We start from the raw sequence: 11,636 nt of genomic DNA, 5'->3' as shown, positions 1-11,636 counted from the left end.
GGTCCGGCCGTCACCGGCCGGCCCTCGCCGCCGGGGCGGGGGCGGCGGTGCTGCCGCGTACCGTCAGCCGGGGCGGCAGCAGGGTGACCTCCGGCACCGCCTCGCCGTCGAGCTTGCGCATCAGCAGCGACACGGCCTGCGTGCCGATCTCCTCGGCGGGGACGGGCACGGCGGTGAGCATCGGGCTGGCCTGCTCGGCGAAGCGGTCGGGGCAGACGGCGACCACCGACACGTCCTGCGGCACCCGCCGGCCCAGCGCGGGCAACGTGGCCAGCACCGGGTCCACGGCGGCCTCGTTCTGCACGATCAGCCCCGACACGTCAGGGTGGCGTTCCAGCAGGTCGGCGAGGGTGCGGCGCACGGCCGCCGCCCCCTCCTCGCAGGGCAGCGCCACCGCGTCGACGCCGTGCACGGCGGCGGCCTCGACCACGCCGGCGCGGGTGCGGTGCGCGAAGCCCGTGCCCCGGTCGTAGACGGCGGCGGGCGCGCCGAGCAGCGCCACGCGCCGGTGCCCCAGCCCGGCCAGGTGCGCGACGCAGGCCCACCCGGCCCGGTGGAAGTCCAGGTCCACACAGGTCAGGCCGGTGGCGTCGGCGGGCAGGCCGATGAGCACGCTGGGCCGGGCCAGCGCCCGCAGCAGCGGCACCCGCGGGTCGTCCAGCTCCACGTCCATCACCAGGACGCCGTCGACCAGGGCGGTGGCGGCGACGCGCCGCAGGCCGGCGGGCCCCTCGTCGGAGGTGACCAGCAGCACGTCGTGGTCGAAACGGCGGGCGGTGGTGACCACGGCCATGGCGAACTGCATCACCACGGGCACCTGCATCCCCGCGCGCAGCGGCAGGACCAGCGCGATCACGTTGGCCCGCCGGCTGGCCAGGGCCCGCGCCCCGGCGTGCGGGTGGTAGCCGAGCAACCGGATGCTGGCCAGCACCCGGTTGCGGGTCACCTCGGAGATGACGCGCTTGCCGCTGAGCACGTACGACACGGTGCTCACCGCGACCCCGGCGTGCCGGGCGACGTCGGCGATGGTGGGCTGCCCGGGCGACGGGCGCCCCCGCGCCCCGCTCACCGCGCCCGCCCCGACGCCGGCACGGCCGCCCGGCCGTCGCCCGCCGCCTCGTCGCCGCGTACGGCGAGGGTGCCGACCAGCCGCACGTCGCGCGCGGAGCGCCCGACGAGGACGGTGTGGGTGGCGTCCTCCACCACCCGCCGGCCCCGGGTCTCGTCCCACCAGCTCAGCTCGGCGGTACGCAGCCGCAGCCGGACCACCTGCCGCTGCCCCGGCGCGAGGCTGATCCGGGCGAAGTCGCGCAGCTGGCGCAGCGGCTGCTTGACGCGGGAGCGGCGCTGGCGCGTGTAGAGCTGCACGACCTCCTCGCCGGGGCGGTCGCCGGCGTTGGTGACCTCGACGCTCACCTCGACCTCCTCGCCGGCGGTGGCCTCGTCGACGCTCAACCGCAGGCCGGCGTACTCGAAGCGGGTGTAGCTGAGCCCGTGGCCGAACGGGTACAGCGGGTCGCCCCGGTGGTACAGGTAGGTGGCGTCGGAGCCGATCACGTCGTAGTCGAGCAGGTCGGGCAGTTCGGCGGCGTCGGCGTACCAGGTCTGGGTGAGCCGGCCGCCGGGCTCGGCGTCGCCCAGCAGCACGTCGCCCAGGGCGGTGCCGTGCTCCTGGCCGCCGTGCGCCGACCAGAGCACCGCCGGCAGGTGCCTCTCGGCCCAGCCGACGGCGTACGGGTAGCTGCTGGTCACCACCAGCACCGTGCGCGGGTTGGCGGCGTGCACCGCCCGCAGCAGCGTCTCCTGGCCGGTGGGCAGGGCCAGGTCGACGCGGTCCTCGGTCTCCCGGCCGTTGACCATCGGGTGGTTGCCCAGCGCCACCACCGCCACGTCGGCTTCGGCGGCCAGGGCGGCGGCCTCGGCGGCCCCGTCGGCCAGCAGCTCCACCGTGAAGCGGGTCGCGTCGCCCGGGGTCGGGGCGTCGGCGCGCAGCCGCCCGTCCGCGTCGACGGCGACGTACCGGTCGGTGGCGAGGTGGTGCAGCAGCGCCGTGCCGTCGGGGCCGTCGTGGAAGCGGAAGGTCTCGCGTACGACCCAGCCGCCCGGTCCCGGTCGGTCGTTGGCGAGTGCGCCGGCCTCGTCGGCTCCGACGTGCCGGCCGTTGCCCGCGGCGCGCAGCGCCACCACGTCGCGTCCCCAGTCGAAGACGTCGAACCCGGTGGCGTCGGCGCCGACGGTCAGCGGGCCGCCGTCGGGGCTGTCCGGGCAGCCGACGTAGCGCCCGCCGACGCGCAGCGCGATCCGGTCGGTGCCGGGGTGGGTGGTGACAGTGGACAGTCGCTCGGCCAGGCCCTGGTACGCGGTCACCGCGTACGGCAGGGTGCCGCTGTACCAGTCCTCGTGAACGGCGTCGGCCAGCGGGCCGAGCACGGCCACCCGCAGGCCCGCGTCGGTCAGCGGGAGCAGCCCGTCGTTGCGCAGCAGCACGATCGACTGGCGGGCGGCCTCGCGGGCCAGGTCCCGGTGCGCGGGGCGGTCGACGGCGTCCGGCGCGACGCCGGCGAAGGGGTCGTCGCGCGGCGGGTCCAGATCGCCGAGGCGGACCCGGACGGCGAGGATCCGCCGGACGGCGCGGTCCACGTCGGACCCGGTGATCAGCCCCCGGTCGAGCGCCTCGGTCAGTCGCGCGACGGTCGGGGCGCTGTCGGCGTCGTCCTCGGTGAAGCTGTCGATCCCGGCGCGCAGGGCGGCGGCGAAGCCGCTGACGTGGTCGGGCAGGTGGCCCTGCACCCCGGCGATGTTGGTCACCGCGCCGGCGTCCCCGACGATCAGCAGTTCCTCGGGCGTCCAGCGGCGCAGTTCGTTCTCGATGAGCGGGCTCAGGTGCGCGGGCACCCCGTTGACCAGGTTGTAGGAGGCCATCACGGCGACGGCCGCGCCGGCGGCGAGGGGGGCGCGGAAGGCGGGCAGCTCGTACTCGTGCAGCACCCGGGGGGACAGGTCGCTGGAGGTGGTGGCCCGGTCGGTCTCGTTGTTGTAGGCGAGGAAGTGCTTGACCGTCGGCGCCGTACGCAGCCGCTGCGGGTGGTCGCCGCGCAGTCCCTGGGCGTACGCGGTGGCGAGCCGCCCGGTCAGCCACGGGTCCTCGGACCAGCCTTCCTCGTTGCGTCCCCAGCGGGGGTCGCGCAGCGGGTTGACCACCGGCGCCCAGACGTTGAGGCCGACCCGCTCGGGGTCGGCGTGGTGCTTGGCGCGCACCTCGTCGCCGACGGCGGCGCCGACGGCCCGGACCAGCTCGGGGTTCCAGCTGCTGGCAAGCCCGACCGCCTGCGGGAAGACGGTGGCCTTGCCGAGCCAGGCCACCCCGTGCAGCGCCTCGGTGCCGGTGCGGAAGGAGGGTAGGCCGAGGCGGGGCACGGGCGCCTGCCACTGGTGCAGCAGGCCGAGCTTCTCCGGCAGGGTGAGCCGGTCCAGCAGGTCGTCGACGATGGCCTGCGGGGAGGGGGCGGGGTGGTCGGTCATGGTCGGGTCGCCTTCCGTGGGTCCGCGTCACGACCGTGTCGAAGCGCTTCGACGAACGGTGGCGCGAGCGGCGTCGCGGTGGGGGTGGCGGCCGCCGGCCCGGAAGCGTTGAAGCGCTTCGACGACTGCGCGAGACATGCCGCCCCGGGTGCCCGAGCCACAGGGCGGCGGTTCGAGGTTGGCACCCCGCGCCGGTCCGGTCAAGGCCCGCTGGCCCCGGGGGTCACGCCGCGGGGAGCCGACCCGACTCGACGGCGGCGAGCGAGGCGGTGGCGCCACCGAGCGCGGTGGCCGCCGAGTCCAGGGTGGAGGCGTCCAGCAGGCAGCCGCCGGCCTGCGGAGCGTGGGTCCGCGCGGCGAACTCCGTGCGGGCCGCCGGCAGCAGCCACGGGGCCAGGGTCGCGAGGTGTCCGCCGACCACCACGGCCTGCGGGTTGAGCAGGTTGGCCAGGACGGAAGCGGCGTGCCCGAGCCGGCAGCCGACGTCGGCCAGTCCGGCCAGGACGCCGGGGTCGCCCTGGCGGGCCAGCGCCTGGATCCGTTCGATCTCCGGCAGGAAGTCGGTGACCGGCCCGTCCTGCTGGGTGTCGGGCAGCAGGCGGCCGACCACCGCCGGCAGCCCGGCGTACGCGGCCAGGCAGCCGCGCCGCCCGCACCCGCAGGCGGGACCGGCCGGGTCGAGCGTCAGGTGCCCGATCTCGCCCGCGAATCCCCGTCCGCCGCGCAGCAGCCGGCCGCCGGCGACGATCCCCGCGCCGACGGAGGCCCCGCCGGTGAGGTGGACCAGGTGGGCGGCCCCGGCGTACGCGCCGTGGCGGTGCTCGGCGAGGACGGCGAGGTTGGCGTCGGTGTCGACGTCGATGGTGAGACCGGGCTCGCGCAGTGCGGCGCGCAGGTCGGCGGCGAGGGGCACGTCCCGCCAGCCGAGCGCGGTGGCCCGGGGAACGGCGCCGTCGGCGTCGACGAGGCCGGGCACGCCCACGGTCAGGCCGAGCACGCGGCGGTCCTGCCCGGTCAGCCGGGTGATCGCCCGCCGGGCCAGGGCCGCCAGCGCGCGGACCGTCTCGGCGGGGGAGGACGTCGGCGCGGCGAAGGCACGCCGCCAGGTGAGCAGCCGGGCGCCGGCCAGGTCGACGGCCACCACCACCAGTTCGTCGGCGGCGATCTGCATGCCCAGGGCCGCGTACGGGGCGCCGTCGAGGACGAGCATGGTCGCGGGGCGTCCGACCCGGTTCTCGGTCAGCCCGGTCTCGCGCAGCAGCCGCCGTTCGATCAGCTCGCCGACCAGGCTGGACACGGTGGCCTTGTTCAGGCCGGTGTGCGCCGCGATGTCAGCCCGGGAGCAGGGGGCGTGGCGGCGGACGTGCCGCAGCACGACGGCCCGGTTGGCCGTACGGACGTCGCCGAGGTCGCTCGGCCGCGGTTCGCTGTGGCTGCTGATCACGATCTGTCCGCTCCCTGGGCGACGGTGCGCGATCCCGGTGGTGCCGCGCGCCCCATCATCGCGTACGTGGCGGGTGCCGCTGTCTTGTGGGACGGATCACCGTCGATTAGTTTGTTTGGCTAGAACCCCAACTAATTCTAGCCGGACACGAACGGTCCGCGAAACCGTTATCCGATGACGAAGGGAGTGCGCCGTGAAGCCGTCCCTGCCGGGCGTATCCACCGACCGACGGTCCCTGCTGCGCCTGCTCGGCCTCGGCGCCGCCACGACGATGGGCGGCGCCACCCTGGCCGGTTGCAGCAAGGAGGCCGGGAGCAAGGGCAGCGCCACGAAGGGCGACGCCATCCGGTCGGTGCTGCCCGCCCACAAGCCGGCCGAGTTGCTCAAGCCCGACATCGTCGGGGAAGGGCCGATCCCCGACGGCTACCTCAGCTACCCCCGCAGCCTGGTCGACGCCGTCACCGAGCAGCCCGGCCGGGGCGGCCCGGCGATCCGCAGCATGAGCCCGTGGTGGGGGCCCACCCCGCCGACGCTGGGCCGCAACTCCTACCTGGCGGCGGTCAACGCCAAGCTGGGCGTGGATCTGGACCCGAGCCTGCAGGACGGCACGACCTACGCCGACAAGCTCAACGCGATGCTCGGCGCCCGCGACGTGCCCGACCTGCTCATGGTCCCCAACTGGGAGGTCGACAAGGTCGCCCGGTTCTCCGACGCCGTCAAGGCGCTGTTCGAGGACCTCACCGACCACCTCAAGGGCGACAGCGCCGCGAAGTACCCGTACCTCGCCGCGCTGCCCACCGGCGCGTGGGAGTACTCGGTCTGGGCCGGCCGGCTCTACGCCGTGCCGTACCCCACCGACGGGGTGTTCGCGTGGGCGCTGTTCCACCGCAAGGACCTGCTCGACAAGGCCGGCCTGACCGCGCCCACCTCGCCGGAGGAGCTGCACGAGCTGGGCAGGAAGCTCACCGACCCGGGCAAGGGGGTGTGGGCGTTCGGCAGCATCTTCGACATGGTGCAGCAGTTCTTCGGCTGCCAGCAGACCTGGCGCAAGAAGGCCGACGGCGGCCTGGAGCACAAGTTCGAGAACCCGGGCTTCCGCGCGGCCCTGGAGTTCACCGCGAAGCTCTTCGCCGAGGGGCTGGTGCACCCCGACACGGTGGCCAGCAAGGGCGCCGACGAGAAGCAGCTCTTCAAGGCCGGCAAGATCATGATATTCCAGGACGGGCTCGGCGCGTGGCAGGGCCTGCAGGGCGAGCAGTCCAAGATCCTGCCGAGCTTCGACATGCAGCCGCTGCCGGTGTTCGGCGCGGCCGGCGCTCAGCCGGTCATCTGGGGCAGCGAGAAGCCGATCTTCTTCACCTTCGTGAAGAAGGGCGTCGGCGCGGAGCGCGTCGACGAGCTGCTGCGGGTGCTCAACTGGTGCGCCGCGCCGTTCGGCAGCCGCGAGTTCGAGCTGCGCGAGTACGGCGTGGAGGGCAAGCACTTCACCCGGGGCCCCGACGGCAGCCCGCTGCCCAGCGACCTCGGCCGCAAGGAGCTGGGCGGCCAGTACAACTTCTGCCGGGTCGCGGTGAAGGTGAAGAGCAGCGACACGCCGAACTACGTCCAGCAGTACCTGGACTACTACAAGAAGAACATCGGCCTGCTGGAGAAGGACCTGTTCGCCGGGATCAAGCTGGAGCTGCCGGCCAACTGGTCGAAGATCATCCAGCCGACGGAGGACAAGATCCGCGACATCCTGCGCGGCCGTCGCCCGATCAGCGACCTCGACCAGGTGACGAAGGAGTTCCTCGCCTCCGGCGGTGAGGAGGGGCGCGCGTTCCACGAGAAGGCGCTCGCCGACAACGGCCGATGAGCGGCCCGGGCACCGCCGGCGCGGTCGACGCGCCAGCGGACCACCGCCCGGCCCGGCCCGGCCGTCGGGGCCGGGCCGCCGGTCGTACGCCGCCCGTCCGGCCCCGGCGTACCCTGCGGGACCGGCTGCGCCGGGACTGGCCGCTGCTGGCCATGACAGCGCCCGCCGCGTGCCTGTTGCTGGTCTTCCACTACCTGCCGACGCTGGGCAACGTCATCGCCTTCCAGGACTACAACCCGTTCGTCGGCGACGACCCGCTCGAGGCGTTCCTCTACAGCGAGTGGATCGGCTTCGGCAACTTCGAGGCGCTGTTCGTCGACCCGCTGTTCTGGGACGCGGTCCGCAACACCCTGACCATCACCGCGTTCCAGCTCGTCTTCTTCTTCCCGCTGCCGATCATGTTGGCGATCCTGCTCAACAGCCTGGTCTCCGGCCGGGTGCGGGGCTTCGTGCAGAGCGTCGTCTACCTGCCGCACTTCTTCAGCTGGGTGCTGGTGGTCACGTTCTTCGTGCAGATGCTCGGCGGGGCCGGCCTGCTGGCCCAGGAGATGCGCGAGGCCGGCATGCAGCCCTGGGACGTGATGACCAACCCGGACACCTTCATCGTCCTGGTCACCGCCGAGTCGGTGTGGAAGGACGTCGGCTGGGGCGCGATCGTCTTCCTGGCCGCGCTGTCCGCGATCGACCCCAATCTGTACGAGGCGGCGGCCGCCGACGGGGCCGGCCGGTGGCGGCGGCTGTGGCACATCACCCTGCCGGGCCTGCGCCCGGTGATCGTGCTGCTGCTCATCATGCGGCTGGGCGACGCGCTGTCGGTCGGCTTCGAGCAGTTCATCCTGCAACGCGAGGCGGTCGGTCGGGAGGCCGCCGAGGTGCTGGACACATTCGTCTACTACCAGGCCATCAGCACCCAGCAGTGGGGTCTCGGCGCCGCCGCCGGCCTGTTCAAGGCAGTGGTGGGGCTGGTCCTCATCCTCGCCGCCAACAAGGTGGCGCACCGCTTCGGCGAGCAGGGGGTGTACGCAAGATCATGACCGCACAGCTCAGTGGCGTCGGCCCCGTGTCGGCGCGCCCGACACCCGATCCCCTGCCCAGGCGGCGGCGGTCCCAGCGACCCGCCTGGGAGGAACCGCCCACGCCGCTGGGCACGCTGGCCAAGGGAGCGGTGCTCACGGCGCTCGTCGCGGCCGTGCTCGTGCCCATGTGGGCGGTGCTGGTGACCAGCCTCGCCTCGCGCAGCACGATCGACGAGGCCGGCGGGATGGTGATGGTGCCCCGCGAGATCGACCCGTCGGCGTACATCACCATCTTCAGCGGCGGGCAGATCACCCAGGCCGTGTGGATCAGTACGCTGGTCACCGTCCTCGGTACGACCGTGAGCCTGGTGCTCACCGTCCTCGCCGCGTACGGGCTGTCCCGGCCCGGGTCGGTGGGGCACCGGGGGTTGCTCTTCTTCTTCCTGCTGACCTTCCTGATCTTTCCCGGCCTGGTGCCCAGCTACCTCGTGGTCACCGGCCTGGGGCTCAAGGACAGCATCTGGTCGCTGATCCTGCCCAGCGCGATCAGCGTGTTCAACCTGGTGGTGATCCGGGCGTTCTTCATGAACGTCCCCGGTGAGCTGCTCGACAGCGCCCGCATCGACGGCGCGGGGGAGTTCCGCATCCTGTGGCGCATCGTGCTGCCGCTGTCCAGGGCGGTGATCGCCGTCGTCGGTCTCTTCTACGCCGTCGGCTACTGGAACGCCTACTTCAACGCGGTGCTCTACATCGACGACAACGACAAGTTCCCGATCCAGCGGGTGTTGCAGAGCTACATCCTCGCCGGCCAGTCGCCGAACGTGTCCGGGGCGGCGGTGAGCCTGCCGGGCATCAGCGCGTACCCGCCGACCCTGGCGGTGAAGATGGCGGTGGTGATGGTGACCGTCGTGCCGGCGGTGATCGTCTACCCGTTCGTGCAGCGGCACTTCACCAAGGGTGTGATCACCGGCGCGGTGAAGGGCTGACCGGGCCCGCGCGGCGCCCGACCCCTGACGGGTCGGGCGCCGCTCGCCGTCACGCCGGGTCGGGGAACCATCCGTCGAAGGGCGCCGGGGTGACCGGCTCGCCGTTGAGCAGCAGCCGGGCCGGCAGGTCCGCGCCGGCGACGCTGACGTGCGCCACCCGCAGCGGGCCGTCGGTGTCCACGCGCAGGGTGTCGCCGTCGCGTACGGCCGTCACGACCGTGTCGCCGTCGCCGTCGTGCAGCACCGTACGGGCGTCGACCGCGCCCCAGCTCACCAGCGTGACGTCGGCGAACGGCCCGTCGCCGACCGTGTCGCCCGGCGCCACGACCGGGACGAGCGCGCCGTGCCGGACGTAGAGCGGCGACCGGTGCAGCGGCACGGTGACCCGCAGGCGTTGCCCGCCGCGGTGCCGCTCGCCGGTGGCAGCGTCGACCCAGTCGTCGCCGACGGGCAGGTAGACGTCGCGCCGCCCGGACGGGTCCGTGACGGGGGCGACCAGCAGGTCGGTGCCGAGGCGGTACTGCAGGTCCGTCGTCCACGCGGTCGGGTCGTCGGGGGTGTCCACCAGCAGCGCGCGCATCATCGGCGTGCCGTCGGCGGCCGACCGTACCGCCGCGGACCACAGGTAGGGCATCAGCCGGTAGCGCAGCCGCAGGGCGGCCACCGCGTCGCGTTCGGTCTCGGCGGGGAAGTCCCACGGCAGCCGGCTGGTGGTGCCGTGCAGGCGGACCAGCGGCGACAACGCGCCGAACTGGGTCCACCGGACGTACAGCTCGGGCGTCGGGGTGCCGTGGAAGCCGCCGGTGTCGTGACTCCAGAACGGCACGCCGGAGAGCCCGTGCGACAGCCCGCCGCGCAGGGTGCTGGCCAGCCCCGGCCAGGTGGCGTTGACGTCGCCGCTCCACTGTGCGCTGTGCCGCTGCCCGCCCAGGTACGACGAGCGGGCCCACACCGTGCGGTGCCCGGTCACTTCCTCGGTCACCTGCGCGACCACGTCGTTGAACAGCAGCGCGTACACGTTGTGCAGTTCGACGCCGGTCATCCCGTTGTGGGCGACGGCGTCGACGGGCACGCCCTCGGCGAAGTCGGTCTTGAAGACCGCCACCCCCTGCACCAGCAGGGGCCGCAGCAGCCCGGTGAACCATTCGACGGCGGCCGGGTTGGTGAGGTCCACGATGGCGCTCGCCGGGTGGCTGCCGTGCCAGACGTCGGCGACGTACGGGCTGCCGTCGGCGTGGCGCAGGAAGTAGCCGGCCTCGGCCGCCGCGGCGTAGAGCGGGCTGTCGGTCATCAGGTACGGGTTCATCCAGAGGCAGACCCGGAAGCCCTGCCGCGCGAGGCTCCGCAGCATCGCCGTCGGGTCGGGGAACGCCTCGGCGTCCCACTGCAGGTCCGACCAGCGGCCGGCGACCTGCCAGTAGCAGTCCAGGTGCAGCACGTCGCAGGGGATGCCGCGTTCGCGCAGCAGGCGGGCGCGCTCGAGTACCCGCTCCTGCGAGTCGGGGAAAAAGCCGGAGGAGACCCAGGCGCCGAACGCCCACTTCGGCGGCAGGTACGGACGGCCGGTGAGCCGGTCGAAGCGGTCGAGCACCTGCGCCGGGGTCGGGCCGGCCAGCACGTAGTAGTCGAGCAGGTCGTCGGGGACCAGGATCTGCACGCTGCTGTGGGTGGACTGGCAGACGTCGAACTGCACCGGCAGCCCGCTGTCGACCAGCACCCCGTAGCCCCGGTCCGACAGGTAGAACGGCACGTTCTTGTGGGAGCGGTCCGACTCGCCGCCGAAGGCGTCGAAGTTCCACATCAGCGGCCGCTGGCCCCGCTTGTCCAGGGGGGTGAACTTCTCGCCGAAGCCGACGAAGCGTTCGTCGCCGGGCGCGACGAAGCTCTCGTGCCAGGCGACGGGCGCGCCGTCGACGGTGGAGCGGCCGAACGGCAGGGTGCGCCGCCGGCCGCTGATGTCGCGGGTGCCCGGGTCCTGCTCGAGCAGCAGCCGCCCGTCGGCGCCGAGGAAGCGCAGGTGCCACGGATCCAGGCGGATCTCGGCGACCACGGCGCCGGTGTCGACCCGGACGCGGGCCTCGTCGACGGTGACGGTGGCCGGGTGGGTGCCGGGGTGCACCAGCGGCAGCGCCCGCGCGGAGCGGCTGCGGGCCTGCGGATCGTCGGACAGGCGTACCCGGATCACCCCCTCGCCGGCGGCGTCGACGCGCACCACCATGCTCGCGCCGTCGGAGAGGGCGGCCTTGAACGTCACCCCGTGCGCGTCGGTCGCGACGACCTCGGCCCGACCGACGACGGCGGCCGCGTCCTCGCCGGGGCCGCGCACCGGCAGGTCGGGTGGGTCGGCCACGAAGGTCTCGTACGGGACCAACGGCGGTCGGTAGGGCATCGGCGTCTCCTCCAGGATGGTTCCGGCGGTCCCGTCAGTTTCTTTGGCTCCTCAACTAACTGTCAACGAAAACCTGCACCGGATCGGCGAAGCATCGGCGTTGACAGGCGCAAACGTCGTCAATATTTTGGACGCTTCCCCAACAAACTGGCGGTGAGCGATGTGGGGTGACGGTGCGGGGCTGCGCTACGGCGGCGACTACAACCCCGAACAGTGGCCGGCCGAGGTGTGGCGCGAGGACGTCGCCCTCATGCGCCGCGCCCGGGTCAACCTGGTCACCGTCGGCGTGTTCGCCTGGTCGCGACTCGAACCGGAGCCCGGCCGGTACACCTTCGACTGGCTGGACCAGGTGCTGGACCTGCTGCACGACAACGGCATCTCCGTCGCCCTCGCCACCCCGACCGCGTCGCCCCCGCCCTGGTTC

The 11,636-nt window shown here is 73.5% G+C and carries 8 protein-coding genes; 4 read left to right on the top strand and 4 right to left on the bottom strand.

Annotation, left to right across the window (positions count from 1 at the left end):
- Positions 1–10 precede the first annotated feature (10 nt).
- The 3 genes from F6X68_RS24430 to F6X68_RS24420 form a co-directional block, all read right to left on the bottom strand.
- Entirely contained in the window at positions 11–1,069 is a 1,059-nt protein-coding gene (locus F6X68_RS24430) for a LacI family DNA-binding transcriptional regulator (protein WP_151456477.1), read from the bottom strand.
- Positions 1,066–3,522 carry a glycoside hydrolase family 3 C-terminal domain-containing protein gene (locus F6X68_RS24425; RefSeq protein WP_151456476.1) on the bottom strand — a complete coding sequence of 819 codons (2,457 nt, stop codon included), beginning with the start codon at positions 3,520–3,522 and terminating at the stop codon, positions 1,066–1,068. The genes F6X68_RS24430 and F6X68_RS24425 overlap by 4 nt, the downstream gene beginning before the upstream one ends.
- Before the next feature lie 223 nt (positions 3,523–3,745).
- Positions 3,746–4,966: an ROK family transcriptional regulator gene (locus F6X68_RS24420; protein ID WP_151456475.1), complete on the bottom strand. Its 1,221-nt coding sequence runs from the start codon at positions 4,964–4,966 to the stop codon at positions 3,746–3,748.
- 193 nt (positions 4,967–5,159) lie between these two features.
- Between F6X68_RS24420 and F6X68_RS24415 the strand changes: the two genes are divergently transcribed.
- From F6X68_RS24415 to F6X68_RS24405, 3 genes are read left to right on the top strand one after another with little or no spacing between them, the layout of a single operon-like run.
- On the top strand, positions 5,160–6,821 hold the full coding sequence (locus F6X68_RS24415; protein WP_151456474.1) for an extracellular solute-binding protein: 1,662 nt from the start codon (positions 5,160–5,162) through the stop codon (positions 6,819–6,821).
- A complete protein-coding gene (locus F6X68_RS24410) occupies positions 6,818–7,855 on the top strand; it encodes a sugar ABC transporter permease (protein WP_151456473.1) in 1,038 nt (345 codons plus the stop codon). The genes F6X68_RS24415 and F6X68_RS24410 overlap by 4 nt, the downstream gene beginning before the upstream one ends.
- Complete coding sequence (locus F6X68_RS24405; protein ID WP_151456472.1) at positions 7,852–8,823, top strand: carbohydrate ABC transporter permease; 972 nt, start codon at positions 7,852–7,854, stop codon at positions 8,821–8,823. The genes F6X68_RS24410 and F6X68_RS24405 overlap by 4 nt, the downstream gene beginning before the upstream one ends.
- Positions 8,824–8,872: 49 nt before the next feature.
- Here F6X68_RS24405 and F6X68_RS24400 read toward each other — a convergent pair whose 3' ends face one another.
- Positions 8,873–11,212, bottom strand: a complete 2,340-nt coding sequence (locus F6X68_RS24400) for a TIM-barrel domain-containing protein (protein ID WP_151456471.1) — start codon at positions 11,210–11,212, stop codon at positions 8,873–8,875.
- A 160-nt stretch (positions 11,213–11,372) separates the two neighbouring features.
- Between F6X68_RS24400 and F6X68_RS24395 the strand changes: the two genes are divergently transcribed.
- The coding region (locus F6X68_RS24395) for a beta-galactosidase (protein WP_192581524.1) at positions 11,373–11,636 on the top strand (264 nt) is incomplete at its 3' end.

Origin of the sequence: Micromonospora sp. AMSO12t (assembly GCF_008806585.1) — a bacterium.
GTDB lineage: Bacteria > Actinomycetota > Actinomycetes > Mycobacteriales > Micromonosporaceae > Micromonospora > Micromonospora reichwaldensis.
Note: the sequence above shows the minus strand (reverse complement) of the source record. Positions and strands in the feature narration are given on the sequence as shown.